The sequence below is a fragment of the Streptomyces sp. NPDC058796 genome (assembly GCF_042745235.1).
GTDB lineage: Bacteria > Actinomycetota > Actinomycetes > Streptomycetales > Streptomycetaceae > Streptomyces.
In genome coordinates, this window is the sequence record NZ_JBHYOP010000006.1 from 313196 (window position 1) to 337729 (window position 24534).

General features: G+C 72.7%; 24 protein-coding genes. 8 read left to right on the forward strand and 16 right to left on the reverse strand.

The window, feature by feature from the left end:
- Positions 1 to 527: 527 nt before the first annotated feature.
- Genes ACFW47_RS17765 through ACFW47_RS17775 form a run of 3 tightly spaced genes read right to left on the reverse strand, consistent with a single transcriptional unit; the run spans position 528 to position 2441 of the window.
- Positions 528 to 1280: a DUF3710 domain-containing protein gene (locus ACFW47_RS17765; RefSeq protein ID WP_386276942.1), complete on the reverse strand. Its 753-nt coding sequence runs from the start codon at positions 1278 to 1280 to the stop codon at positions 528 to 530.
- Between the two features lies 1 nt (position 1281).
- The gene (dut, locus tag ACFW47_RS17770) at positions 1282 to 1860 is read right to left on the reverse strand and encodes a dUTP diphosphatase (protein ID WP_386276944.1); all 579 of its coding nucleotides are present in this window, start codon (positions 1858 to 1860) and stop codon (positions 1282 to 1284) included.
- Positions 1857 to 2441: a PaaI family thioesterase gene (locus tag ACFW47_RS17775; protein ID WP_386276947.1), complete on the reverse strand. Its 585-nt coding sequence runs from the start codon at positions 2439 to 2441 to the stop codon at positions 1857 to 1859. Before ACFW47_RS17775 ends, dut begins: the two co-directional genes overlap by 4 nt.
- A gap of 57 nt (positions 2442 to 2498) precedes the next feature.
- On the opposite strand from ACFW47_RS17775, the gene ACFW47_RS17780 reads away from it, so the two are divergent.
- A complete protein-coding gene (locus ACFW47_RS17780) occupies positions 2499 to 2960 on the forward strand; it encodes a DUF3093 domain-containing protein (protein ID WP_073731794.1) in 462 nt (153 codons plus the stop codon).
- A 19-nt stretch (positions 2961 to 2979) separates the two neighbouring features.
- Here the strand turns inward: ACFW47_RS17780 and ACFW47_RS17785 are convergent, their stop codons facing one another.
- From ACFW47_RS17785 to ACFW47_RS17800, 4 genes are all read right to left on the reverse strand, one after another.
- The gene (locus tag ACFW47_RS17785; RefSeq protein ID WP_386306258.1) at positions 2980 to 3954 is read right to left on the reverse strand and encodes a hypothetical protein; all 975 of its coding nucleotides are present in this window, start codon (positions 3952 to 3954) and stop codon (positions 2980 to 2982) included.
- A gap of 13 nt (positions 3955 to 3967) precedes the next feature.
- Positions 3968 to 4264 carry a DUF4193 domain-containing protein gene (locus ACFW47_RS17790; protein ID WP_003993510.1) on the reverse strand — a complete coding sequence of 99 codons (297 nt, stop codon included), beginning with the start codon at positions 4262 to 4264 and terminating at the stop codon, positions 3968 to 3970.
- Positions 4265 to 4670: 406 nt separating this feature from the next.
- Complete coding sequence (locus ACFW47_RS17795) at positions 4671 to 5915, reverse strand: sensor histidine kinase (RefSeq protein ID WP_386276954.1); 1245 nt, start codon at positions 5913 to 5915, stop codon at positions 4671 to 4673.
- Positions 5916 to 5921: 6 nt separating this feature from the next.
- Positions 5922 to 6575 carry a response regulator transcription factor gene (locus ACFW47_RS17800; RefSeq protein ID WP_003993508.1) on the reverse strand — a complete coding sequence of 218 codons (654 nt, stop codon included), beginning with the start codon at positions 6573 to 6575 and terminating at the stop codon, positions 5922 to 5924.
- 415 nt (positions 6576 to 6990) lie between these two features.
- Here ACFW47_RS17800 and ACFW47_RS17805 point away from each other — a divergent pair, with 415 nt between their 5' ends.
- Entirely contained in the window at positions 6991 to 7164 is a 174-nt protein-coding gene (locus ACFW47_RS17805; protein ID WP_019325850.1) for a hypothetical protein, read from the forward strand.
- A gap of 180 nt (positions 7165 to 7344) precedes the next feature.
- On the opposite strand, the gene ACFW47_RS17810 is transcribed toward ACFW47_RS17805, so the two are convergent.
- Both ACFW47_RS17810 and ACFW47_RS17815 read right to left on the reverse strand, forming a co-directional pair.
- Positions 7345 to 8163 carry an inositol monophosphatase family protein gene (locus tag ACFW47_RS17810; protein WP_386276957.1) on the reverse strand — a complete coding sequence of 273 codons (819 nt, stop codon included), beginning with the start codon at positions 8161 to 8163 and terminating at the stop codon, positions 7345 to 7347.
- An 8-nt stretch (positions 8164 to 8171) separates the two neighbouring features.
- Positions 8172 to 9299 carry a ferrochelatase gene (locus tag ACFW47_RS17815; protein WP_386276959.1) on the reverse strand — a complete coding sequence of 376 codons (1128 nt, stop codon included), beginning with the start codon at positions 9297 to 9299 and terminating at the stop codon, positions 8172 to 8174.
- 220 nt (positions 9300 to 9519) lie between these two features.
- Here ACFW47_RS17815 and ACFW47_RS17820 point away from each other — a divergent pair, with 220 nt between their 5' ends.
- Together ACFW47_RS17820 and ACFW47_RS17825 are read left to right on the forward strand one after the other, a co-directional pair.
- Positions 9520 to 10776: an MFS transporter gene (locus ACFW47_RS17820; RefSeq protein ID WP_386276962.1), complete on the forward strand. Its 1257-nt coding sequence runs from the start codon at positions 9520 to 9522 to the stop codon at positions 10774 to 10776.
- Positions 10718 to 12055 carry a D-arabinono-1,4-lactone oxidase gene (locus ACFW47_RS17825; RefSeq protein ID WP_386276964.1) on the forward strand — a complete coding sequence of 446 codons (1338 nt, stop codon included), beginning with the start codon at positions 10718 to 10720 and terminating at the stop codon, positions 12053 to 12055. Before ACFW47_RS17820 ends, ACFW47_RS17825 begins: the two co-directional genes overlap by 59 nt.
- On the opposite strand, the gene ACFW47_RS17830 is transcribed toward ACFW47_RS17825, so the two are convergent.
- Positions 11979 to 12830, reverse strand: coding sequence for a hypothetical protein (locus tag ACFW47_RS17830; protein WP_386276966.1), 852 nt, complete (start codon positions 12828 to 12830; stop codon positions 11979 to 11981). The genes ACFW47_RS17825 and ACFW47_RS17830 overlap by 77 nt on opposite strands.
- A gap of 471 nt (positions 12831 to 13301) precedes the next feature.
- On the opposite strand from ACFW47_RS17830, the gene sepH reads away from it, so the two are divergent.
- The gene (gene sepH / locus ACFW47_RS17835; RefSeq protein ID WP_386276968.1) at positions 13302 to 14357 is read left to right on the forward strand and encodes a septation protein SepH; all 1056 of its coding nucleotides are present in this window, start codon (positions 13302 to 13304) and stop codon (positions 14355 to 14357) included.
- A gap of 106 nt (positions 14358 to 14463) precedes the next feature.
- On the opposite strand, the gene ACFW47_RS17840 is transcribed toward sepH, so the two are convergent.
- Positions 14464 to 15315 (reverse strand): sulfurtransferase, encoded by an 852-nt coding sequence (locus tag ACFW47_RS17840; protein ID WP_386276970.1) that lies wholly within the window; start codon positions 15313 to 15315, stop codon positions 14464 to 14466.
- 240 nt (positions 15316 to 15555) lie between these two features.
- Here ACFW47_RS17840 and ACFW47_RS17845 point away from each other — a divergent pair, with 240 nt between their 5' ends.
- Positions 15556 to 16410, forward strand: a complete 855-nt coding sequence (locus ACFW47_RS17845; RefSeq protein ID WP_386306260.1) for a VOC family protein — start codon at positions 15556 to 15558, stop codon at positions 16408 to 16410.
- A gap of 56 nt (positions 16411 to 16466) precedes the next feature.
- On the forward strand, positions 16467 to 17342 hold the full coding sequence (locus tag ACFW47_RS17850) for a PhzF family phenazine biosynthesis protein (protein ID WP_386306262.1): 876 nt from the start codon (positions 16467 to 16469) through the stop codon (positions 17340 to 17342).
- Positions 17343 to 17360: 18 nt separating this feature from the next.
- Here the strand turns inward: ACFW47_RS17850 and ACFW47_RS17855 are convergent, their stop codons facing one another.
- From ACFW47_RS17855 to ACFW47_RS17870, 4 genes are all read right to left on the reverse strand, one after another.
- The gene (locus ACFW47_RS17855; protein ID WP_386276976.1) at positions 17361 to 18011 is read right to left on the reverse strand and encodes a thymidine kinase; all 651 of its coding nucleotides are present in this window, start codon (positions 18009 to 18011) and stop codon (positions 17361 to 17363) included.
- 51 nt (positions 18012 to 18062) lie between these two features.
- Positions 18063 to 19256 (reverse strand): alkaline phosphatase family protein, encoded by a 1194-nt coding sequence (locus tag ACFW47_RS17860; protein ID WP_386276978.1) that lies wholly within the window; start codon positions 19254 to 19256, stop codon positions 18063 to 18065.
- On the reverse strand, positions 19256 to 19849 hold the full coding sequence (locus ACFW47_RS17865; RefSeq protein WP_019325839.1) for a DUF5998 family protein: 594 nt from the start codon (positions 19847 to 19849) through the stop codon (positions 19256 to 19258). The genes ACFW47_RS17860 and ACFW47_RS17865 overlap by 1 nt, the downstream gene beginning before the upstream one ends.
- 62 nt (positions 19850 to 19911) lie before the next feature.
- On the reverse strand, positions 19912 to 23058 hold the full coding sequence (locus tag ACFW47_RS17870; protein WP_386306264.1) for a GNAT family N-acetyltransferase: 3147 nt from the start codon (positions 23056 to 23058) through the stop codon (positions 19912 to 19914).
- Positions 23059 to 23258: 200 nt separating this feature from the next.
- On the opposite strand from ACFW47_RS17870, the gene ACFW47_RS17875 reads away from it, so the two are divergent.
- Positions 23259 to 23540, forward strand: coding sequence for an HPr family phosphocarrier protein (locus tag ACFW47_RS17875; protein ID WP_019325837.1), 282 nt, complete (start codon positions 23259 to 23261; stop codon positions 23538 to 23540).
- Between the two features lie 149 nt (positions 23541 to 23689).
- Here ACFW47_RS17875 and ACFW47_RS17880 read toward each other — a convergent pair whose 3' ends face one another.
- Positions 23690 to 24385, reverse strand: a complete 696-nt coding sequence (locus ACFW47_RS17880) for a GntR family transcriptional regulator (protein WP_386276984.1) — start codon at positions 24383 to 24385, stop codon at positions 23690 to 23692.
- Positions 24386 to 24534 lie beyond the last annotated feature (149 nt).

Sequence of the window (24534 nt, forward strand, 5' to 3'; positions counted from 1 at the left end):
CCCGGTCCTGGCCGGTGTGGCCGCCACGGCCGGTGCGACCCGTCATGGCCCGTGCGGACCACGGCCGTTGTGGCCCGGCAGCGAGCAACGGCCGGGGGCGACGGCCCGGGGCGAGCGTGACAGTCCGTCGGAGTGTGCGGTCCGGGCGCACGTGATTCTCCGGGCCGGCGTGACGATCCGTGCGGGGGTGGTTCGGTGCGGGCCGGGCCGCACCGTCCCGGCGGACTGCCCAGTCCGGGCTCACCACTCAGACCGCACCGATGGTGACGGTCCGGACGAAGCATGCCCTCCGGACCGCAGAACCACGCTCCAGGCCGCCCTGGCGATCCGGACGGTCAGCCTCGCTGCGGGCCGGGCCGCACCGTCCCGGCGCAATGCCGTTCGGGCTGCCACGACAGTCCACGCCGTCCGGGCTGCCGTGACGGCCCAGACCGCGTGACAGGCCGACCGGGTGTGACCGTGTGGCCCCGGCATGGCGGAAGGGCCGCCGCCCGTGCGGGACGCGGCCCTCCGTAGCGAGTGATCGTCTAGCGGACCTCAGTGATCTCCGGGCCCCGCTGGAGCTGGCCCATGCCGCCGGAGAAGCGGGAGCCCTCCTCCTGCTGGACGCCCTCGGGGACCATCTGCGCGTCGTTGGGGAGCTTGAGGACGATCGGGTCGCGGGGGGCCATCGGGCCCTCGCCGCGGACCACGACCGTGTCCCGGAAGATCTGCTCCAGCAGACCGGCGGCCTGCGGCTGCACCGCGCCCTGGCCGGAGATCACGCCGCGCAGGAACCAGCGGGGACCGTCCACGCCGACGAAGCGCACGACCTGGAAGCCGCCCGTGCCGTCCGGCAGCTGCACCGGGACCTGCGCCCGCAGCTCCCAGCCCAGCGGGCCCTCGACCTCGTCGATGATGCCGCCCTGCTGGGTGATGCCGGAGCCGATCTCCTCCCGGACCTCGGCCCAGATGCCCTCGCGCTTGGGCGCGGCGAAGCCCTGCAGCTGGATGGCGCTGTCGCGCAGCACGACGGTCGCGGCGACGATCGCGTCGCCCGCGACCTCCACCCGCAGTTCCATGCCCTCGACTCCGGGTACGAACAGACCGCCCAGGTCCACCCGGCCCTCGGCGGGGTCGCGGACCTCGGTGCTGTCCCAGGGCCCGTCGGGCCGCGGTCCGGGCTCGAGCCGCACGCGCTCGCGCTCTTCGTCCGCCTCGGTGTCGACGCTGTCGACGACCTGCTCGGCCTCGCCGGCCGCGTCCTCGGCGGCATCCCTCTTCTTGCGACGTCCGAACACGTCACTGTCCTTCCCGGTCGGATACGACCGAAGCGTATCGATTCCCACCCGTCGGGCCGCCCTCGGCGACCTGACCGCTTGTGCCGCTTGCGCGGTCCGTCCCGGCGTGGCCGCCGGTGGACCCGAAGCCCCCTCCGGCCCGCGCCGAGTCGGGAAGCTCCGCGACCTCGTGGAAGCGGACCCTCTCGACCTGCTGGACGACCAGTTGGGCAATCCGGTCGAAGCGCTCGAACCGCACACTCTCGCGCGGATCGAGATTCACCACGATCACCTTGATCTCCCCACGGTACCCGGCATCAATCGTCCCCGGGGCATTCACGAGGGCGACACCGAAGCGGGCTGCGAGCCCGGAACGCGGGTGCACGAAGGCCGCGTACCCCTCCGGGAGCGCCACAGACACGCCGGTGGGAAGTACGGCCCGCTCGCCGGGCTTCAGTTCGCAGTCGACGGTGGTGCGCAGGTCGGCGCCCGCGTCACCGGGCTGCGCGTACTCCGGAAGCGGTACGTCCGGGTCGACGCGGCGGATCAGGACGTCGAGGTCGGGGCGGGGCTCGCGGCGCCCGGGGTCCGGCAGACTCACGGGTTCACCTCGAAGGCGCGGGCCCGGCGGACCTGGTCGGGGTCGTCCATGGCGGCGCGGATCTCCTCCTCGCGGCCGTGGTTCACGAAGTGTTCGACCTTGACCTCGATGAAGAGGGCGTCGGCGCGCACGGCCACGGGCCCGTCGGGGCCGCCGATCCGGCCGGTGGCGGTGGAGTAGATCTTCCGGCCGGCCACCGCGGTCACCTCGGCCTCCAGGTGCAGCGTGGTGCCGACGGGCACCGGCCGCAGGAAGTCGGTCTCCAGCCGCCCGGTCACCGCGATGGTGCGCAGCAGCCAGTTGAGCGAACCGAGCGTCTCGTCCAGTGCGCTGGCCAGCACGCCGCCGTGGGCGAGACCTGGGGCGCCCTGGTGGGCGGACTGCACGGTGAACTCGGCGGTGATCGACACGCCTTCACCGGCCCGCGCCTGGAGGTGCAGCCCGTGGGGCTGGTCGCCCCCGCAGCCGAAGCACTGGCCGTAGTGGGCACCGAGCAGCTCGCCGGGGGCGGGCGCGTCGGGGTGCCGTACGGGTTTCACGGCGTCGGCGGGGGGCTGGAGACCTGGGGAAGTACCACTCACAGGCGCAGACCTTACCCGCGCGTCGGCCGAACACCGATACCGTGCCAAGCTTGGTGCATGCAGCTCTCGACCGCCCCGTACGAAGAACGCCTCACCGCGCCCCGCTCCTGGTGGCTGGGGTCCTTCCTGGTGGGGCTCTCGTTCGCCCTGATCCTGCTGCCCTTCGGCACGCTGCCGATGCTGGGCGGCCTGGCCGGCGGAACGGCGGTGGCGGCGGTCGCGGCCAGTTCGTACGGCGCGGTCCGCATCCGCGTCGTGGGGGACTCGCTGATCGCGGGCGAGGCGAGGGTGCCGCTCTCCGCCCTGGGCGAGGCGGAGATCCTCGACCCGGAGGAGGCCCGCGCCTGGCGGACACACAAGGCGGACACCCGCGCCTTCCTGCTGCTGCGGGCCTACATCCCGAGGGCCGTGCGGGTGCTGGTCACGGACCCGGAGGACCCGACTCCGTACCTGTACCTGTCGACCCGCGAGCCGGAGCGGCTGGTCGAGGCCCTGAAGGCGGCGAAGGCGGCGGCGTGACGCCGCCGCGGGCGGGGTGTCAGTGCCCGTCGTCCCCGTCCCCGTCGGAGCGGTGACCGAATCCCTTGCGGCCACCGAGACCCTTGGGGCCGAGCTCCTTGGTGAGGGCGCCCATGTCCAGCGCGTCCTGCGGTCCCTCCAGGGCCGGCAGCTCGTCGAGGGCGCTCCACGGCACCTGCCTCTTGCGCAGGTCCGCCCGGATCCTGTCGGCGAGCTTCTTGGTGTCGCGGCGGTTCATGACGGCGCCCACCGCGGCACCGACCATGAACGGCATGAGGTTCGGCAGGTTGCGCACCATGCGCTTCATGATCTGATGGCGCAGCTGGCGCTTCATGTGGCTGTTCATCGCCGAGCCGAGGGTCGACGGTTTGGACACGTCGACTCCGCGCTCGTCCGACCAGGAGTTCAGGTACGCGGTGCTGCGCTGCGCGAGGCCGCCCGGCGGGCGCAGGCCGTACACCTCGTGCAGTTCGGCGATCAGCTTGAGTTCGATCGCTGCCACACCGGTCACCTCGGCGGCCAGCTCCGCGGGCATCGCGGGCGGTACGGGCATCATCGCCGCCGCGCCGATCCCCGCGCCGACGGTCGCCGTGCCCTTGGTCGCACCCGCGACCAGCCGGTCGGCGATCTCCTCGGGACCGAGGCCGGGGAACTGTCCGCGCAACGTCGCCAGGTCCCGTACGGGCACGCGCGGCGCCAGTTCGATGATCCGGTCGGCGAGGTGTGCCAGGGCGGCCCTGGCGCGCTGGCCGCCATTGCGGACGCCCTGGCCGGCCCTGTGCCGGAACGCCGCTGCCCGGCGCCGGGCAGCGGGTGCCGGCGGCTGCGCGGTCGCCGGGAGGTCACCCCGGTCGGCCACTGAGTCGAGCGGGGCCGTCCCCGTGTCGGTCGGGCCCCGCTCGTCGTCACGCGCGCTGTAGGAACCGTCGAACGGCCCTTGGTCCGCTTCCCGCCTGTGGAAGCGGCGCTTCCAGGGAGGGGTCGAGCCAGTCACGGCCGACCCCGCCTCAGTCGCAGTCGCGGCAGATCGGCTGGCCGTTCTTCTCCCGGGCCAGCTGGCTGCGGTGGTGCACCAGGAAGCAGCTCATGCACGTGAACTCGTCCTGCTGCTTCGGCAGTACACGGACCGCCAGTTCCTCGTTCGAGAGGTCGGCGCCGGGAAGTTCGAGGCCTTCCGCGGCCTCGAACTCGTCGACGTCGACGGCCGAGGCGGACTTGTCGTTCCGCCTGGCCTTCAGCTCTTCGAGGCTGTCCGAGTCGACGTCGTCGTCGGTCTTGCGTGGAGTGTCGTAATCGGTTGCCATGGTCGCTCTCCCCCTCTGGGTGTCTGCGGGTGTCTCCAGCGCACGTAACGCGTGAGAGGCCGGACTTGTGCCCGACCCGAGGCGGAGATTTTGCCTCACATCAAGGTCTGTTACTCAATCGACACCCAACCGGACTCCTCATGAGTGATCGGCTTGGATGGCGATGGGGACCGTACACGGTCCGAATGTCGCACTTCAAAGGCGCCTCACCGTGTACTTCCCGTGATCAGGGCCCTTGAAAACCAGGACTTTCCCGGCCTTCCGACAGGGTGCATGATCACGGAGAGTAGATGGCGAGAAAGCCCGTGCTGTGATCGATCACACAGGCAACTCCGGGGCCGTCGGCCTGGAAATTCCGCTCAAAGCGAACATCCTCGGGTGTCGGTGAGATGTCGGGGTCATGATCTCAGACGGGGAGTGTCACTCGCATCACGAGCCCCCCGCCCTCGCGCGGCTGAGCGTAGATGTGCCCGCCGTGCGCCCGCGCCACCGACCGCGCGATGGACAGCCCGAGACCGACGCCCTTGTCGCTCCCCGTGCGCTCGGTGCGCAGGCGGCGGAACGGCTCGAAGAGGTTGTCGATCTCGTACGCCGGCACGACGGGGCCGGTGTTGGTGACCACCAGGACCGCCTGGCCGTTCTCGACCGAGGTGGTGACCTCCACCCAGCCCTGTTCCGCCACGTTGTAGCGGACGGCGTTCTGGACAAGGTTCAGGGCGATGCGCTCCAGCAGGACGCCGTTGCCCTGGACCACCGCCGGGTCCCGGGTGCCGCGGATCTGCACACCCTTGGTGTCCGCCTCGGCGTGCACCTGGTCGAGAGCCTGGCCGGCCACCTCGGCGAGGTCCACCGGTTTGCGCTCGACGATCTGGTTGTCGCTGCGGGCGAGCAGCAGCAGGCCCTCGACGAGTTGCTCGCTGCGTTCGTTGGTGGCCAGCAGGGTCTTGCCGAGCTGCTGGAGCTCCACCGGGGCATGGGGATCGGACAGGTGCACTTCCAGCAGGGTCCGGTTGATCGCCAGGGGCGTGCGCAGCTCGTGGGAGGCGTTGCCGACGAAGCGCTGCTGGGCGGTGAAGGCCCGCTGCAGCCGCTCCAGCATGTCGTCGAAGGTGTCCGCGAGCTCCTTCAGCTCGTCGTCCGGGCCGTCCAGCTCGATCCGGCGGGACAGGTCGGAGCCCGCCACCGCGCGCGCGGTGCGGGTGATCCGGCCCAGCGGGGACAGGACGCGTCCGGCCATCGCGTAGCCGAAGGCGAAGGCGATCACGGCAAGGCCCAGCAGGGCCAGCAGCGACCGGCTCAGCAGCCGGTCGAGGGCTTCCTGGCGCTGTCGGTCGATGCAGTCGCTGATCGCGGCGTTGAACTGCGACAGCGACAGGTTGCCGTCCGTGATGCCCGGGCAGTCGTTGCTGGCGACCTGGAGGTCCTGGAAGTCGACGATCTTGTAGAGCGGCTGGTTGCCGGTCCGTACCGCCTGGGCGGCGAGCAGGTAGATGATCGACAGCAGCAGGATGCCGGCGATGAGGAACATGCCGCCGTACAGCAGCGTGAGCCTTATCCGGATGGTGGGCCGCAGCCACGGCATCGGGGTCGCCGAGCGCGGGTCCCAGGTGGGCTTCGGGGGCGCCCCGGGGGGCGCGGGTGTCGTCGCCACGGCCGGTCAGATCCGGTACCCGGAGCCGGGGACGGTGACGATGACGGGCGGCTCGCCCAGCTTGCGGCGCAGGGTCATGACGGTCACTCGTACGACGTTGGTGAACGGGTCGGTGTTCTCGTCCCAGGCCTTCTCCAGCAGCTGCTCCGCCGAGACGACGGCGCCCTCGCTGCGCATGAGCACCTCCAGCACGGCGAACTCCTTGGGCGCGAGCTGCACCTCCTTGCCGTCGCGGAAGACCTCGCGGCGGTTCGGGTCGAGCTTGATGCCGGCGCGCTCCAGGACGGGTGGCAGGGGCACGCTCGTACGCCGGCCCAGGGCGCGCACGCGCGCGATGAGCTCGCTGAACGCGAAGGGCTTGGGCAGGTAGTCGTCGGCGCCGATCTCCAGTCCCTCGACCCGGTCGCTGACGTCGCCGGAGGCCGTGAGCATCAACACGCGCGTGGGCATGCCCAGCTCGACGATCTTGCGGCACACGTCGTCGCCGTGTACGAGGGGGAGGTCGCGGTCGAGGACGACCACGTCGTAGTCGTTGACGCCGATGCGCTCCAGGGCGGCCGCACCGTCGTACACGACGTCGACGGCCATGGCCTCCCGGCGCAGTCCGGTGGCCACCGCATCGGCGAGCAGCTGCTCGTCCTCGACGACGAGTACGCGCACGTCGCTTGTCCTTCCTGTGTCCACCCGCGTAGCGCTTCCGGGGCGCACGAGGGCAGGGGCCGGCGGGGTGTGTTGCCTCCATCCTGCCCTTTTCGGCCATAAGTCGGCTGTAAGACGAGTGAAGGTCCGGGAGGAACACCGGTACGCAAGCGGGAATGCGAGATTTTCTCGCGTGGTTGAGGTTTCCGCGGGAGAGAGCAGGGGGAGGACGGCTTTACACCCCGCGATCACGCTCTGCCTGTACCGCGTCACCGCGCGGTATGCCGCGGTCCGCTTCCGCAGAGCGGGCGTGGGTGTCCGGCACCGTCGCCGCCCGGCTGGGCAGCGCTGGGCACTCCACCGGAGACGTGATCGTCCCTTCCGAACGGCACACCCCCGTGCCACCGACCCACGACCCAGGACGAGGGGGCGCAGCATGGACGCTTTCACCGCAGGACTTCTGCAGCGCATAAAGACGACCGAGTCCGACCTGTCCCGGGCCCGCGACGAGGGGGACGAGTTCCTCGTCGAGGTGGAGCTGGGAGAGCTCGACGACCTGCGCCGTCTCGCTGCCGAGCACGGCGTGGAGGTCGGCACGACCAGCGTCTGACCAGCCCGTGAGAGTCAGGGCCCCGGCGGGATCCAGCGCCGGGGCCCTGTCGTGTGCGGTGCCGTCCGGCGGCGGGCAGCCGGCGTGTCGCCGCCGACCCGGACGACGTCGGCGCCGGTAACGGGCCGCGGCGGGGGGCGCGCACACCGCCCCTCCCTGCCCGCCCAACCCGCCGGAGGCCTACGCTCCGAAGTCCGTCAGGAGCCGCTGGAGGGGCGCGAAGACCTCCGGCGTCGCCGCGATCGTCAGGTCGGCGGACGGACGCTCACCGGGGCGTCCACCGGTCACCGCGCCCGCCTCCCGGGCGATCAGGTCCCCGGCCGCGAGGTCCCACGGGTGCAGCCCGCGCTCGTAGTAGCCGTCGAGGCGGCCGGCGGCCACGTCGCACAGGTCGATCGCGGCGGAACCGCCACGCCGGATGTCACGCACCAGCGGGATCAGCCGCCGCGCGATCTCGGCCTGCTCGGCGCGGACGTCGGCGACGTAGTTGAAGCCGGTGGAGACCAGGGCCTGGTCCAGCGGGGCCGGGCCGCGGCAGGCGAGCCGGCGTTCGCCGTCCCACGCTCCCGTCGCCCAGGCACCGCCGCCGAGCACCGCGTGGTACGACTCGCCCCGCATCGGGGCGACGACCACGCCGGCCACCCGCTCGCCGTTCTGCTCGGCGGCGATGGAGACCGCCCAGGTGGGCAGCCCGTACAGGTAGTTGACCGTGCCGTCGAGCGGGTCGACGACCCAGCGGACGCCGCTGGTGCCCTCGGTGGCGGAGCCCTCCTCGCCGAGGAAGCCGTCGTCCGGACGGCGGTCGGCGATCAGGCCGGTGACCAGCTTCTCCGCCGCGATGTCCATCTCGGTGACCACGTCGATCGGGCTGGACTTGGTGGCGGCGACCGCCAGGTCGGCCGGGCGGCCGTCGCGCAGCAGCTCGCCCGCGCGGTGGGCGGCCTCGCGGGCGATCTCCAGCAGCTCGGCATGGAGGGGGTCGGGCGTCACGTCGGTCACGGGGCTCCTCACGCGTAAGGGCTGTCGGCGCCCGCGGCGGCGGGGCGGGGGGCGCGGGCGGGGCAGCAGCCGACCGGGCACAGGTTGTGGCTCGCGCCGAGCGCGCCGAGGGCGCACGGTGCGACTTCCCGGCCTCGCTCGTCGCCGGCCCGCTCCAGCACGAGGTCGCGGACCGCGGCGGCGAACCGCGGGTCGGCGCCCACGGTGGCCGAGCGGCGCACCGGCAGCCCCAGCTCCTCCGCCTTGGCCGTGGCCTCCGTGTCAAGGTCGTACAGGACCTCCATGTGGTCGGAGACGAAGCCGATGGGTGCCATCACCACGGCGGGGGCGCCGGCCGCGCGGCGCTCCTCCAGGTGGTCGCAGATGTCGGGCTCCAGCCACGGGATGTGGGGGGCGCCGGACCGCGACTGGTACACGAGCTGCCACGGGTGGTCGACGCCGGTGCGCTCGCGGACGGCGTCGGCGATCACCTGGGCGACGTCCAGGTGCTGGCGTACGTACGCCCCGCCGTCCCCGTGGTCCTCGACCGGTCCGGAGGTGTCCGCGGCGGAGTTGGGGATCGAGTGGGTGCAGAAGGCGATGTGCGCGCCGTCCCGCACCTCCTCGGGCAGCTCGGCGAGGGACCGGACGACACCGTCGACCATGGGCTCGACGAAACCCGGGTGGTTGAAGTAGTGCCGCAGCTTGTCGATCCTCGGCAGCTCCAAGCCCTCGGCCTCCAGGGCGGCGAGCGCGTCCGCGAGGTTCTCGCGGTACTGGCGGCAGCCCGAGTACGAGGCGTAGGCGCTGGTGGTGAGGACCAGGACGCGGCGGCGTCCGTCGCGGACCATCTCGCGCAGGGTGTCCGTCAGGTACGGCGCCCAGTTGCGGTTGCCCCAGTAGACCGGCAGGTCCAGGCCGTGCTCGGCGAAGTCCTTGCGCAGGGCGTCCAGCAGGGCGCGGTTCTGGTCGTTGATGGGGCTGACCCCGCCGAAGAGGAAGTAGTGCTGGCCGACTTCCTTGAGGCGTTCCTTGGGGATGCCCCGCCCGCGGGTCACGTTCTCCAGGAACGGGACCACGTCGTCGGGGCCCTCCGGGCCGCCGAACGAGAGCAGGAGCAGGGAGTCGTAGGGGCTTGCGTCGAGCACGTCTGGCATGTCTCGATCCTGCCACCCGCCACTGACAACCGACCAACGGCGGGGCCCCGCCGCGCGTCTCGCAACGACCGTGGACGTGCTCCCGGACGTCCTGCGGCGTCTTCGCGGAGTCTTTCCGGGTGCCCTGCGAGGGTGTTTCCCGCGCGTCTGCACGAGTAATCTGTATCAACTGCGTTCGGACCTTACCGAGCACTCCACTGAGCCGTTCCCGGAGACCGCGTTGCCCAGTCCCTACCGCGCCCTGTTCGCCGCCCCCGGCACCAAGGCATTCTCGACCGCGGGCTTCCTCGGCAGGATGCCGCTGTCGATGATGGGCATCGGCGTGGTGACGATGATCTCGCAGCTCACCGGGCGGTACGGGCTGGCCGGTGCCCTGTCGGCCACCATCGCGCTCGCCGCCGCCGTGGCCGGACCGCAGGTCTCCCGCCTGGTCGACCGGTACGGCCAGCGGCGGGTGCTGCGCCCGGCGACCCTGGTGTCGCTGACCGCGGCGGCCGTGCTGCTGCCGGCCGCGCACTACGGGTGGCCGGACTGGGTGCTGTTCGTGGCCTGCGTCGGCATCGGCTGCGTGCCCAGCCTCGGCGCGATGGTCCGCGCCCGCTGGGCGGCGCTGTACCGGGGCACCCCGCGGCTGCACACCGCGTACTCGTTCGAGTCCGTGGTGGACGAGGTCTGCTTCATCTTCGGGCCGATCATCTCCATCGGGCTGTCCACGGCCTGGTTCCCGGAGGCCGGGCCGCTGCTGGCCGCCTGCTTCCTGGCGACGGGCGTCTTCTGGCTGACCTCGCAGCGCGCCACCGAGCCCGAGCCGCACCCGCGCGAGGAGAAGGGCGGCGGCACCGCGCTGCGCTCCCGGGGGCTCCAGGTCCTGGTCGCCACCTTCGTGGCGACGGGGACGATCTTCGGGTCCGTCGACGTGGTCACCGTCGCCTTCGCCGAGGAGGAGGGCCACAAGGCCGCCGCCAGTCTCGTACTCGCCCTGTACGCGGCGGGATCGTGCACCGCGGCCATGATCTTCGGGCTGCTGCGCTTCGCCGGACCGCCCGAGCGCCGCTGGCTCCTGGGCGTCTGTGCGATGGCCGTGAGTATGATCCCCCTCCTACTGGTCGGAAACCTGCTGTTTCTGGCCGCGGCGCTGTTCGTTGCGGGTCTGTCCATCGCTCCCACGATGATCACGACGATGTCCCTCATCGACCAGCACGTACCACGCACGCAGCTCACCGAGGGCATGACCTGGGTGAGCACCGGCCTGGCGGTCGGCGTCGCCCTCGGCTCCTCCGCGGGCGGCTGGGTGATCGACGCCTCCGGGGCGCGTGCCGGGTACGGGGTTCCGGCGGTGGCCGGTGCCGTCGCGGTCGCGGTCGGTTTCCTCGGGTACCGCCGGCTCAAGCGGCCGGCTCAGCGTCGGGGAGGGACCGTTGAGCAGCACACGCACGGCACGCGGGACGGCGAGCGGGAAGAACGGCACATGGCGTAACTGGGGCGGCAACGTCTCCGCGCGCCCCGCGCGGGAGGCCACTCCGGCCTCCGTCGAGGAACTGGCCGAGGCCGTCCGCGGGGCGGCCGCCGAGGGGCTGCGGGTCAAGGCCGTCGGCACCGGCCACTCCTTCACGTCCATAGCGGCCACGGACGGCGTGCTCATACGCCCGCACCTGCTGACCGGGATCCGCCGCATCGACCGCGAGGCGATGACCGTCACGGTCGAGGCCGGTACCCCGCTCAAGCGCCTCAACCTGGCCCTCGCTCGGGAGGGCCTGTCGCTGACGAACATGGGCGACATCATGGAGCAGACGGTGTCCGGGGCCACCAGCACCGGCACGCACGGCACCGGCCGCGACTCCGCCTCCGTCGCCGCCCAGATCCGGGGCCTGGAGATGGTCACCGCGGACGGGTCGGTGCTGACCTGTTCCGAGCGGGAGAACCCCGAGGTCTTCGCCGCCGCCCGGATCGGCCTGGGGGCGCTCGGCGTCGTCACCGCGATCACCTTCGCCGTCGAGCCGGTCTTCCTGCTCACGGCCCGCGAGGAACCGATGCCCTTCGAGCGGGTCCTGGCCGAGTTCGACGAACTGTGGGCCGAGAACGAGCACTTCGAGTTCTACTGGTTCCCGCACACCGGGAACACGAACACCAAGCGCAACAACCGCAGCGCGGGTCCCGAGCAGCCGGTGGGCCGGCTGAAGGGCTGGTTCGAGGACGAGTTCCTGTCCAACGGCGTCTTCCAGGCGGCCAACTGGGTCGGCCGCGCGGCGCCCGCCACCGTCCCGGCGATCGCCCGGATCTCCAGCAGGGCGCTCTCCGCGCGGACGTACACGGACACTCCCTACAAGGTCTTCACATCCCCGCGCCGGGTGCGGTTCGTGGAGATGGAGTACGCCGTTCCGCGCGAGGCCGTGGCCGAGACCCTGCGTGAACTGAAGACCATGGTGGACCGGTCACGCCTGAGGGTGAGCTTCCCGGTCGAGGTGCGCACGGCCCCGGCGGACGACATAACGCTGTCCACCGCCTCGGGCCGCGACAGCGCGTACATCGCCGTCCACATGTTCCGGGGGACGCCCTACCAGGCGTACTTCACCGCGGCCGAGCGCATCTTCACGGCCCACGAGGGCCGGCCTCACTGGGGCAAGCTGCACACCAGGGACGCCGAGTACTTCTCCCGGGTGTATCCGCGCTTCGGCGAGTTCACGGCGCTGCGGGACCGTCTTGACCCTGACCGGCTGTTCCGGAACGACTACTTGCGCCGGGTTCTGGGACCGTAGCCGAGGCGTCGGGGGCCGGGCTCGCGGCGTCGCCCGAGCCGTCGTCCCCGGTGGCGTCCGGGGTGGGTGTCGGGCTGGCCGCCGTACCGCCGTCCTCCTCGGAGGTACCGTCCGGCGAAGTGTCGCCGCCGGTGCCGCCCGGAGTTCCGGACGGGGTGGCCGCCGGGGTGTCGCCGCCGGAGCCCGACTTCCCCGGGTCACCGGAGCCGCCGGAGTCCTCGTGCTCCTGTCCGTCTCCGGAGCCGCCGCCGGAATCGTCCGGCTCCCCCGCGCCGGAACCGGCCTTGTTGTGGCCGGAGAAAGCGCTGCCGACGGTGGTGCTGTGGCCGCCGCTCAGGGTCTCGCCGGAGGCGAGTTCGTACGCGGTGATCCCGGCCATGGTGACGCCGAAGACGAGGGCCGCCGCGACCAGGGGGCGTTTCCAGCCTCGGGTCCGCGCGCGGTAGAGGGTGCCCGCGGTGAACTCTCCCTGGGCCATGGCAGGCCCGGCACCCGTCGCCGGTGCGGCCCGCAGGCCGACGGTGCGCTTGACCCGCAACTGCTCGCCGGTGCGCTTGAAGAAGTGCTGGAGGACCGAGCCTCCGCAGGTGGCGATGACGCTGATCAGTCCGGCTCCGAGGATGGTGCCGTACACGCCGAAGGAGGAGGCGAGTTTGGCGGCCACCACCGCGGCCAGTGCACTGCCCGCGACCTGGGGCACGCTCAGGTCGATTCGCCTGGATCGCACCTCCGTTCGCGCATCCGTCTCGCCTGCGACATCGGGCTTTTCACGCATTCCCGGACCTTGCCTGTCTTTCCCGTACGCGATCGATCAACTGCACGAGAAAGGGACGAGCGGTCGAAACCATTAGTTCCGTTTCTGGTGATTGCGTGAAGTACGCCACGCCAAGATCACGGAAAACCCGTCAGGGGCGGCCAAGCGTCACCTCTTGCCAGAAGTTGGGCGGCGCGCCAATCCACGCACGTGGCCCGAATGGAGTACTGTTGCGAGCCCTGGGTCCGGTCTCCCGTCAGGGGGTCCGGGACCGCGAAGGACCGCCGGGAGGGGGCTAGTTGCACAGGGTGACGAAAGTCGTCACTCAGCGTTGCGAACAGGTAACCGTGCCATAACGGCGATCCAGGGCCCGTGCCCGACACGCCGGGCAACTCGGCAAGGTTGTGGCAGGCTGCACCCGGGCAGGCCACACTCGACAGAGCGGAAGCAGCGACGCACGTGACGTCGGCAGGCACCACCCGGGAGGTCCCCATGCCCGAACTGCGTGTCGTGGCCGTCTCGAATGACGGCACACGGCTGGTGCTGAAGGCTGCGGACAGCACGGAGTACACGCTTCCGATCGACGAGCGGCTCCGGGCCGCCGTGCGCGGCGACCGTCCCCGCCTCGGCCAGATCGAGATCGAGGTGGAGAGCCATCTCCGCCCCCGCGACATCCAGGCGCGCATACGTGCCGGCGCGACCGCGGAAGAGGTCGCCCAGATGGCGGGCATCCCCGTCGACCGCGTACGGCGCTTCGAGGGTCCCGTGCTCGCCGAGCGCGCCTTCATGGCGGAGCGGGCCCGCAAGACCCCCGTCCGCCGTCCCGGCGAGAACTCGGGGCCGCCCCTCGGTGAGGCCGTCCAGGAGCGGCTGCTGCTGCGCGGCGCCGACAAGGACACGGTGCAGTGGGACTCCTGGCGCCGCGACGACGGCACCTGGGAGGTCCTGCTGGTCTACCTGGTGGCGGGCGAACCCCACTCGGCGAGCTGGACGTACGACCCGCCCAGACGCCTCGTCCAGGCCGTCGACGCGGAGGCGCGCACGCTGATCGGCGAGACCGACGACCTCGCCGCGCCCGAGCCGAGCTTCCCGTTCGTCCCGCGCATCGCCCGGCTGCCGCGCGACCGGCCGCTGGACCGCACGCTCGACCGGGAGCAGCGGGAGCGGCCGAGCCTGCCCCCGCCGTCGGAGCCGGCCGAGGAGACCGCGGCCACGGCCTCGGCCGAACGCGAGCGCGACTCGCTCACCAGTCTGCTGGAGGCGGTGCCCAGCTTCCGGGGCGACCTGGTGGTGCCCGAGCGCGCGCCCGAACCGGCTGAGGAGCCGGTCGAGGAGCCCGAGGTGGAGGAGCCTCCGGCCCCCGCCGCGTCGGCCGGTTCCGCCTACGCCGACGTGCTCATGCCCCGCTCCGTGGGCAGCCACCGCGACCGCCTCACCGGCTCCACCGACCGCCAGGCCGAGGCCGACGGAGTACGGCCGGGCCGCCGGGCGGCGGTTCCCAGCTGGGACGAGATCGTGTTCGGGACGCGGCGGAAGAAGCAGGAGTAGACGGGCCTCTCCGCCCGACGAGGCTCGACGAGTCAGGGGCGCACCCCGCGTGGGGTGCGCCCCTGACTCGTCGAGCGGTCTGCGCCGACCGTCCGGCCCGGCAGCCCTACTGAGGATCGGGTCCCACGGCAACCGGTCGCTCCGGGTCCGCCGACCACTGCGACCACGAGCCGACGTACAGCGCCGCCGGGATGCCCGCCACCGCCAGCGCCAGCACCTCGTGGGCGCCTGACACGCCCGAGCCGCAGTACACGCCCACCGCACCGTTCCCGTCGGCGCCGAGGGACTCGAAGCGTGCGCGGAGTTCGTCAGCCGGCAGGAAGCGGCCGTCAGCCGCCACGTTGTCCGTCGTGGGCGCCGACACGGCGCCCGGGATGTGACCTCCGACCGGGTCGATCGGCTCGACCTCGCCCCGGTACCGCTCCCCCGCGCGGGCGTCGAACAGCACGCCGGACCGGGCGAGTGCGGCCGCCCCGTCGGCGTCCAGCAGGCCCGCCGCGCCCGGTTGCGGCGTGAAGTCGCCTTCCGCGGGGACGGGGACCTCCGTCGACAACGGCGCCTCCCAGGCCGGCAACCCGCCGTCGAGGACCCGCACGTTCGGGTGACCCGTCCAGCGCAGCAGCCACCAGGCGCGGGCCGCCGCCCACCCCTGTCCGCCGTCGTACACGACGACGGGCCGGCCCGCCGAAACGCCCGCCCTGCGCATCGCCGCGCCGAACTCCGCCAGGTCCGGCAGCGGATGCCGGCCGCCGGCGCCCGGAGGGGAGGCGAGCTCCTTGTCCAGGTCGACGAAGACCGCACCTGGAAGGTGCCCGGCGGCGTACTCGGCCCGGCCGTCGAACGGCGGGGCACCGGCGGCCTTGGCCGTGCTCAGCTGCCAGCGGACGTCGAGCAGAGCGGGCGGGTCCCCGCCCGCCAGTTCGTCGGCGAGTTCGGATGCGGAGATGATGGCGTTCATGGCTCCATCCTGGCGTACCGAGTGGCCGCCGCGCCGCTGTCGGGCTACTCTGCCCGCCGGACAGCACCGATCACGAGGCGTACGGGTTCGAGCACATGCTGTACCACCCGGGACAGCCGGCCTGCCCCGGCGGGCACGCCTGAAAGCGCCCGGCACCGGGTGCGGTGCCGGCATCGGCGCGAAGGTCCGTCGGAGCGGAAGCGGACGCACGGCCCGCGAAGGGCCGAGAAGAGAGTGACGATGAGCGACGCACGGGGGTCGGCCGGCCGGAACGGCGAGACGAACGCCCGGCGCGCACCCGGCACACCCTGCTGGGTGAGTCTGATGGTGCACGGGCCGGCCGCGACCCACGACTTCTACGGAGCTCTGTTCGGCTGGGAGTTCCAGCCCGGCCCCCAGCAACTGGGCCCCTACGCACGGGCGCTGCTCGGCGGGCGTGAGGTGGCCGGCATCGGCCAACTGCCCCCGGACCGGCACCTCCCCATCGCCTGGACGCCCTACTTCGCCTCCGACGACGTCGACCGGACGGCCGAAACGGTACGCCTGTGCGGTGGCACCATCGGTGTGGGGCCGCTGGACGCGGGCGAGGCCGGCCGCCTGGCCATCGGCTCCGACCCCGCAGGGGCCGTCTTCGGCATCTGGCAGGCGGCGGCCCACCTCGGCACGGCCGTCACGGGAGTGCCCGGCACACCGGCGTGGAACGAGCTGATGACGTACGAGTCCGCGAGTGTCGCCAAGTTCTACGAGACCGTGTTCGGCTTCGAACTGGTCCCGGAGGACCCCGCCGACCGGGACTACGTGACCCTGCGGCTCGACGTCCGCCCCGTCGCCGGCATCCACGGCGTCGGGGGCGCCCTGCCGCGCGACCGGGGGCCGCACTGGGTGACGTACTTCCAGGTGGCCGACGCGGAGGAGTCGTTGGAGCACCTCACGGCGCTGGGCGGCCACGTCCTCGAACCGGCCGGGGGCACCGTCCACGGCCGGGTGGCGATGGTGGCGGATCCGGAGGGGGCGCGGTTCGCGGTGCTCCAGGGCGGGCCGCCCCGGGGCACGGACGCCCCGGACCACCACCGGGAACCACGCCCGCGTGGGTGACCGACAGGTGCTTTCGCGGCCGGAATAGCCCTGGACGGCCCGCTGTTGCCGCGAGCATGACGACGAATGCAACGCGGCCCGAGGTTCTTCGCTACACCGCCTTCTCCGGCACCCCCGACGGCGGGAACCCTGCCGGTGTCGTACTGGACGCCGCCGGCCTCGACGACGGCGACATGCTGGCCGTCGCCGCCGAACTCGGGTACTCGGAGAGCGCGTTCCTGACCGCGCCCCCGGAAGGGCTCGGTGGCCAGGAGGGGCGGGCGTACGGGATCCGCTACTTCAGTCCCAGGGCCGAGGTGCCGTTCTGCGGCCACGCCACCGTCGCGGCCGCCGTCGCGCTGGCCGAGCGGATCGGGCCCGGGGAGCTGGTGTTCGCGACGCGCGCCGGCACCGTACCGGTGGAGGTCACCGAGGAGGCCGGGGCGCTCCGCGCCACGCTCACCAGCGTGGCGCCGCACGTCGAGGAGATCGCCGACACCGACCTCGCGGAGGCGCTCGCGGCGCTCGGCTGGCCGGCCGTCGATCTCGACCCGGCGTTCCCGCCCCGGATCGCGTTCGCCGGCGCGCGCCATCTCGTGCTCGCGGCGGCGACGCGCGCCCGCCTCGCGGACCTGGCGTACGACTTCGCGCGTCTGGAAGCCCTGATGCACCGCCTGGACCTGACCACGGTCCAGCTGGTGTGGCGTGAGTCGGCCACCGTCTTCCACGTCCGTGACCCGTTCCCCGTCGGCGGCGTCGTCGAGGACCCGGCGACCGGCGCCGCGGCCGCCGCGTTCGGCGCGTACGCCCGGGAGCTCGGTCTCGTACCCGAGGACACCGTCCTCACCCTGTACCAGGGCGAGGACCTGGGCCGGCCCGGCGAGCTCACGGTCACGCTGCGCGCGGGTGACCGGCGGGTGCGGGTGAGCGGCGCGGGAACCCGAGTCGCCTGAGGCCTGGCGGTCGGGCGGTCAGGCGGAGGACACCGGCAGCACGTCCGGTGACAGCGCCGCCGCGCGGGACGTCGCCGCCGTCATCCGGCGCCGGTGGTGGCGGCGGCACAGCACCTCGTAGCCGACCTCGTCGGCGGACCGGGCGACGTCGCCGACGACCACCTGGGCACCCTCGACGACCATGACCCCGCCGACCGTCCGGGCGTTGTGCGTGGCACGGGCGCCGCACCAGCACAGGGCCTCGACCTGGAGCACCTCGACGCGGTCGGCGAGTTCGACCAGGCGCTGGGAGCCGGGGAACAGCTTGGAGCGGAAGTCGGTGGTGATGCCGAAGGCGTACACGTCGACGCCGAGGTCGTCGACCACGCGCGCGAGCTGGTCGATCTGCTCCGGCGCGAGGAACTGCGCCTCGTCCGCGATCACGTAGTCCGCACGTCCGCCCTGGGAGAGGTGGTCGACGAGGTAGGCGTACAGGTCCTGGCCGTCCTCGACCTCCACCGCGTCGGTGACCAGGCCGAGGCGCGAGGAGAGCTTGCCCTCGCCCGCACGGTCGTCCCGGGTGAAGATCATGCCGGCCAGGCCGCGTGCGGAGCGGTTGTGCTCGATCTGGAGAGCCAGTGTCGACTTCCCGCAGTCCATCGTTCCGGAGAAGAACACCAGCTCGGGCATGAGGGGTTGAGCACCTTTCGGCATCGGGGTCGGTGGAGCGGAGGCGAGGGGTCAGGAGCGTACTTCGAGCAGCGGGACGAGTTGCTCGGCGGGGGTCATCGACCCGTGGTTGCCGACCATCGAGGATTCCTTCGGCTCCCGTTCCGAGGCGATGAGCAGGACGTCGTCCCGCGCGGCGGCGATCACGTCGCCGATGCGGTCGTACACCCGGTCGTCGATGCGCGGGCCGAACCAGCCCGCCTCGATCGCCTCGTCCCTCGACGCCACCCAGAACTGCTCGCCGAGCACCTCGCGCCAGCAGGTCAGCACGTCGTTGTGCGCGCCCGGGACCGCGTACACGTGCCGGGCGCGGCCCTCGCCGCCGAGGAGGGCGACGCCTGCCTTCAGCTCCCAGTCCTCGTCGAAGTCGATGCGGTGGTCCTCGTCGAAGGGCACGTCGATCATGCCGTGGTCGGCGGTGACGTACAGGGCGCTGCGCGGCGGCAGCTGCTCGGCGAGGCGCTGCACGAGCCGGTCGACGTGGGCGAGCTGGCCGCGCCAGGTGTCGGAGTCGACGCCGAAGCGGTGTCCGGCGCCGTCGACCTCGGCGTAGTAGGTGTAGACGAGGGCGCGGTCGGCGCCGGCCAGCTGCTCGGCGGCGAGATCCATCCGGTCCTCGCCGGACAGCCGGCCGTGGAACGCGCCGCCGCTGAGCGCGACCTTGGTCAGCGGGGTGTTCGCGAAGGTCGGGGAGGAGACCTGGGCCGCGTGCACTCCCGCGCGGTGGGCGAGCTCGAAGACGGTGGGGTACGGCTGCCAGGCGCCCGGCGCCGTCCACGGCTGCCAGCGCAGCTGGTTCATCAGCTCGCCGGTGTCCGGATTGCGCACCGTGTAGCCGGGCAGGCCGTGGGCGCCCGGCGGCAGGCCGGTGCCGACGGAGGCGAGAGAGGTCGCGGTGGTCGCCGGGTAGCCGGCGGTGATCGGACGTCCGGTGCCGCCGCGTGAGCTGCTCAGGAGCGAGCTCATGAACGGGGCGTCCCCGGGGTGGGCACGCAGCTGCTCCCAGCCGAGGCCGTCGATCAGGAACACGCAGTTGCGGTCGGCGGGGGTCAGTTCGGTGATGCCCGCGGTCGTGCCGGGGACGCCGAGGCCGGCGGCCAGGGTGGGCAGCAGGTCGGCGAGGGATCCGCTGCCGTACTCGGGTACGGGGGCGGAGTCGACGGGGAGCGGTTCCGGGTCGGTGTCCCAGGCGGCGGGCTGGACCATCAGCGGGTGTCCGCCGTCGCCTCGGAGAGGGCCTGCGCGAAGGCGAGCGCCTGGCGCACCGTCTCGGGGCCGTCCCCGGCCTCGCTGACCCGCAGGCTCAGGTCGTCGGCGGTCGAGCTGCCGGTGTAGCCGTGGTCGGCCTCGCAGTTGGGGTCACCGCAGGCGGCGGGCTCCAGGTCGAGGCGGGAGACGGCGCCCCAGCCGATGGTGAGCACGATCTCGCGGGGCAGGGTGCCCGGCTTGTACTGCTCCGGGTTGGCGACCACGCGGCTGACGACGATGGACGAGATCCGGCCGAGCTTCACGGACTCCGTGGACGTCGTGGCGTACGGCGTCGGGGAGGTGTCGTCGGCGGCCTGCTCGTCGGTGTGGCTGACGATGAAGCGGTTGCCGGTGAGCACGAGCACGGTCACGTGCCGGCGCACCTCGTTCTGGTCGAATGTCGTCTCCTGGTGGACCAGGTACGACCGCACGGGCTCGCCGCCCACGGCGGCCTCCACCGCCTCGGCCACGAGGGCCGGGTAGTAGCCGCTGCGCTCGATCGCCGCTCGCAGCCCCTGGGTCGTCGTACTGGTCTTGGCCATGCCGTCCATCCTACGGGGGCCCACTGACTGCGCGGGACGCCTGTGCGGCACCCGTCCCGGGCGGTGCTCGGTCAGTACGCGGGCAGGGTGCGCGGGCCGAGGTCGTCCCTGGCGGGAGGGGGCGCGAGGCGGACGGAGGCGCTGAGGACGCTCAGGCCGCGCGGTGCGACCACGACCGGTTCCAGGGTGACCGCGACGACCTCCGGATGGTCGTCGACCAGCCGGGAGACCCGTAGCAGCAACTCCTCCAGGGCGGCGGAGTCCACCGGGGCCGAGCCTCGCCAGCCGAAGAGGAGGGGTGCCGTGCGGATCGAGCGGATGAGCGAGTTCGCCTCACGGTCGGTGACCGGGATCAGCCGGTGCGCCATGTCGCCGAGCAGCTGGGTGGCCGCCCCGGCGAGCCCGAAGGAGAGCGCGGCGCCGGCCGCCGGGTCGATGACGGCCCGTACGACGGTGTCGACACCGCGCGGGGCCATGCCCTGGACCACCGGGCGCAGCTCGGCGGGCGTTCCGAACAGCTCGGTCAACTCGGCGTACGCCCGGCGCAGTTGCTCCTCGTCCGCCAGATCGAGGCGTACGCCGCCCAGGTCGGCGCGGTGGCGCAGGTGCGGGGCGGTGGCTTTGAGGGCGACGGGGTAGCCGATGGTGCGCGCGGCGGCGACCGCGTCGTCGGGGGTGGGGGCGGGCAGGGCGCGGTGGACGTGGATGCCGTACCTGGCGAGCAGCTCGCAGGTCTCCGCGTCACCGAGGGTGAGCCCCTGCCCGCGCGCGAGGTGCCCGGCGATCAGTCCGGCTGCGCCCTTCTCGTCGATGTCCTCGTACTCCGGCACCTTGCCGGGGTCGGCGGCGTCGCGCCGCCACTGGCCGTAGGCGACGGCATGGGCGAGGGCCCGGACGGCGCGTTCGGCGGCGGGGTAGGCGGGGATGAGGCGGGTGCCGTGAGGAGGGGCGTCCGCCGGGAGGGGGCCCTGCGCAGAAGTGCCGGGCGCGGGCGGGGTGGGCGGCTGCGACCTGGCGGGCGGCGCGGGGGGTCGGGCAGTGGCGGCTCGTGGTTCGGCGGTGGGTGCAGGGGGGCGAGGCTCCGTGGACGCGGTGGTCCCGGGCTCGCCGGGGTGCGGGGCCGTGGATCCAGTCGTCCGGGGGGTCGTGGGCGCGGTGGTCTGCGGGTCCGCGGACGGGGTGGACCGCCGGTCCGAGGACGTGGTAGCCCCAGACTCACCCGGCCCGGCGGTCCCCGGGGCCGAGGAGCCAGTGGCCCGAGGCCCACCGCTCTGGGTGCCCGCGAGGTCGCCGGCCCCCGGTTCCGTGGGCCCCGTCCGCGGCTCCGTCGGCTGGAGCGCCTGCGGTGCCGTGCTCGCCGCTGCCGAGAGGGCCTCCGCCAGGCCGCCCAGTTCCACGTGGACCACGAGGACCGGCTTGGCCGGCACCGCGGCGGCCGCCGACCGCAGAGCCGCCGCCAGCGCGGCGTCCCCGGCCGATCCCTCCCCCACCGTCGGGATCGCGGTCACCACCACGGCGTCGCACGTGTCGTCGGCCAGGGCGCGGGACAGAGCCGCGTGGAAGTCGTCCGCCGAGGCGGCCGTCGTCAGGTCCAGCGGGGGGTGCGGGCGCAGCCCTTCGGAGAGACACGCGTCGTACGTGAGCAGGCCCAGGGACTCGGAGTTCCCCAGGATGGCCACCCTCGGCCCGGGCGGCAGCGGCTGGCGGGCGAGCAGCAGCCCCGCGTCGACCAGGTCGGTGATCGTGTCGACCCGGATCACACCCGCCTGCCGGAGCAGCGCGGAGACCGTCGCGTGCGGGAGCCGCGTCGCCCGTACGGCGTGTCCCTGGGGCGCCACGCCCCCGTGCCGGGCCCCCTGCACCACGACCAGGGGTTTGACGGCCGCCGTGCGCCGGGCGAGGCGGGTGAACTTGCGGGGGTTGCCGATGGACTCCAGGTACATCAGCGCGACGTCGGTCTCCGGGTCGTCGTACCAGTACTGGAGGACGTCGTTGCCGGAGACGTCGGCCCGGTTGCCCGAGGAGACGAAGGTCGACACCCCTGTGACGCCGGTGACTCCGCCGCCGCGCCGGTGCAGCCGGGAGAGCAGGGCGATGCCGATGGCCCCCGACTGGGCGAACAGGCCGATCCGGCCGGGGCGGGGCGTCTCGGGGGCGAGGGAGGCGTTCAGCCGCACGTCCGCGGAGGTGTTGATGATCCCGAAGGCGTTGGGTCCGATGATCCGCATGCCGTACGTGCGCGCCTGCCGCACGAGGGCCCGCTGGCGGTCGCGTCCCTCGGGGCCGCTGTCGGCGTACCCGGCGGAGATCACCACCAGGCCCTGCACGCCGTGCTCGCCGCACTCGGTGACGACCTCGGGGACACGCTCGGCGGGAACCGTGACGACGGCGAGGTCGACCGGCCCGTCGATGTCCCGCACCGAGCGGCACGCGGGCACCCCGTCGACCTCCTTCCGGTCCTCGGGGAAGGCCTTGTTCACGGCGTACAGCCGACCGGTGTAGCCCGCGTCCCGGATGTTGCCCAGAATGCTGCGGCCGACCCCGCCCGGCGTGCGGCCGGTGCCGACGACCGCCACCGAGCCCGGCCTCAGCAGCCGCTGCACGGAACGCGCCTCCGCGCGCTGCTCGCGCGCGTACTGCACGGCCAGCGAGCGGCCGGTCGGTTCGAGACCGAACTCCAGGCGGACCACGCCGTCCTCGAAGCTGCGCTTCTGGGTGTACCCGGCGTCCATGAACACCTTGATCATCTTGGTGTTGGCGGGCAGCACCTCGGCGGCGAAGCGACGGATGCCGCGCTCCCGGGCGACGGCGGCGATGTGCTCCAGCAGCGCGGAGGCCACGCCGCGCCCCTGGTGGGCGTCCTGGACGAGGAAGGCGACCTCGGCCTCGTCGGCGGGCGCGGTGGCGGGCGCTCCGCCGGCGCCGATCCGGTCGTAGCGTACGGTGGCGATGAACTCGCCGCCGACGGTGGCCGCGAGTCCCACCCGGTCCACAAAGTCGTGGTGCGTGAAGCGGTGGACGTCCTTGGCGGACAGGCGAGGGTACGGCGCGAAGAAGCGGTAGTACTTCGACTCGTCGGAGACCTGCTCGTAGAAGCTGACCAGGCGCTCGGCGTCATCAACGGTGATGGGGCGGACGCGCGCGGTGCCGCCGTCGCGCAGCACCACGTCGGCCTCCCAGTGGGCGGGATACTCGTGCCGGTCCGACGAGGTCTGCATGGGCCCCAGAGTACGGCTCGCGTACGACAACGGCGCGAGGCAGTCTGTGGAGGACGGAAGGTCGGGCCGAGGCCGCGGTCCGACGATCACGCGGGGCGGCGCGCGGTGCCGTCCCGGCACGCTTCACGATGTGGGAAACTGGTCTAGACAAGACTGGTCTAGACAACACGAAATCTTGAACACCTGAAGGGCAGCATCACATGGCTGAGCGCCGCGTCAACGTCGGCTGGGCCGAGGGCCTCCACGCCCGCCCCGCCTCCATCTTCGTCCGAGCCGCCACGGCCACAGGCGTCCCGGTCACGATCGCCAAGGCCGACGGTTCCCCCGTCAACGCGGCCTCCATGCTGGCCGTCCTCGGCCTCGGCGCCCAGGGCGGCGAGGAGATCGTCCTCGCGTCCGACGCCGAGGGCGCGGACGCCGCCCTGGACCGGCTGGCGAAGCTGGTCTCCGAGGGCCTCGAGGAGCTTCCCGAGACCGTCTGACCGACGGAAAGAGGAAGACCGAACGGCCCGCCCGGAGCACCGGGCGGGCCTTTCTCTTCCCATCCAGGGATCGCGCCACCGCTTTTCGAGGACATTCGGAGGCAACGGAAAACGCCTCCGATGAATACCTCTTGTATACGGGCCGCGTGTTAATACCGCGGGCTCGGCGTGTTTACGGCACGTTGCGAATTCCTCACACCCTCGGTCCGCTCGCCCTCGGGGGCGAACCGCAGTCGGTACGCGGGAGCGGACCGCTCGGTGTGCAGTGCCATGAGCGCCCGCGCGCGCTCGCCGTCCCCCCGGGCCACCGCGTCGGTGATCGCGCCGTGCTCCGCCCAGCAGCCCGCCTGATCAGCCGGCGCCGCCACGGAGTACATCCAGGCGATCTTGCGGCGCAACTGGGTCAGCAGGGATGCCAGGGAGGGACTGCCGGCGGCCTGGGCGAGGGTCTCGTGGAACCATCCGTCCAGTGCGCGCAAGTCCTCGCCGTGGCCCTGCCCGGCGCGTTCCTGACCCAGCCTGACCAGCCCGCGCAGGACCTTGAGGTGGGCCTCGGTGCGGCGCCGGGCGGCCCGTGCGGCACCCAGGGGTTCCAGGAGGGCACGGGTCTCCAGCAGGTCGGCGGCCTCCTGTTCGGTGGGTTCCGCGACGCACGCACCCGCGTGCCGCCGGGTCACCACGAAGCCCTCGGCCTCCAGCGTGCGCAGGGCCTCGCGGACGGGGACGCGGGAGACTCCGTAACGGCGGGCGAGGAGTTCCTCGGTGAGGCGGCCGCCGCGCGCGTGGACACCGGCGACGATGTCGTCCCGGATCGCCGTGCACACCGAGTGCGCCGGAATACGCATGCCCGACCTCCGCCTTAATCCCCGTGAGACGTCGACGATTGACGCGTGTTCGGTGACTCTAGGCCAGGCGGGCGGATATTCCGACGCCGGGTCGGATTTCATGGCCATTTTTTGGACAGCGGTCGTGTTCCGCGACCGCACGCGGAAAT

Bases quoted from the DNA above. Each gene is read 5' to 3' on its own strand.
- ACFW47_RS17780 (WP_073731794.1), top strand. From the start codon at position 2,499: ATGCAGCTCTCGACCGCCCCGTACGAAGAACGCCTCACCGCGCCCCGC.
- ACFW47_RS17790 (WP_003993510.1), bottom strand. From the start codon at position 4,264: ATGGCAACCGATTACGACACTCCACGCAAGACCGACGACGACGTCGAC.
- ACFW47_RS17805 (WP_019325850.1), top strand. From the start codon at position 6,991: ATGGACGCTTTCACCGCAGGACTTCTGCAGCGCATAAAGACGACCGAG.
- ACFW47_RS17815 (WP_386276959.1), bottom strand. From the start codon at position 9,299: ATGCCAGACGTGCTCGACGCAAGCCCCTACGACTCCCTGCTCCTGCTC.
- ACFW47_RS17830 (WP_386276966.1), bottom strand. From the start codon at position 12,830: ATGCGTGAAAAGCCCGATGTCGCAGGCGAGACGGATGCGCGAACGGAG.
- sepH (WP_386276968.1), top strand. From the start codon at position 13,302: ATGCCCGAACTGCGTGTCGTGGCCGTCTCGAATGACGGCACACGGCTG.
- ACFW47_RS17840 (WP_386276970.1), bottom strand. From the start codon at position 15,315: ATGAACGCCATCATCTCCGCATCCGAACTCGCCGACGAACTGGCGGGC.
- ACFW47_RS17845 (WP_386306260.1), top strand. From the start codon at position 15,556: ATGAGCGACGCACGGGGGTCGGCCGGCCGGAACGGCGAGACGAACGCC.
- ACFW47_RS17850 (WP_386306262.1), top strand. From the start codon at position 16,467: ATGACGACGAATGCAACGCGGCCCGAGGTTCTTCGCTACACCGCCTTC.
- ACFW47_RS17855 (WP_386276976.1), bottom strand. From the start codon at position 18,011: ATGCCCGAGCTGGTGTTCTTCTCCGGAACGATGGACTGCGGGAAGTCG.
- ACFW47_RS17860 (WP_386276978.1), bottom strand. From the start codon at position 19,256: ATGGTCCAGCCCGCCGCCTGGGACACCGACCCGGAACCGCTCCCCGTC.
- ACFW47_RS17865 (WP_019325839.1), bottom strand. From the start codon at position 19,849: ATGGACGGCATGGCCAAGACCAGTACGACGACCCAGGGGCTGCGAGCG.
- ACFW47_RS17870 (WP_386306264.1), bottom strand. From the start codon at position 23,058: ATGCAGACCTCGTCGGACCGGCACGAGTATCCCGCCCACTGGGAGGCC.
- ACFW47_RS17875 (WP_019325837.1), top strand. From the start codon at position 23,259: ATGGCTGAGCGCCGCGTCAACGTCGGCTGGGCCGAGGGCCTCCACGCC.
- ACFW47_RS17880 (WP_386276984.1), bottom strand. From the start codon at position 24,385: ATGCGTATTCCGGCGCACTCGGTGTGCACGGCGATCCGGGACGACATC.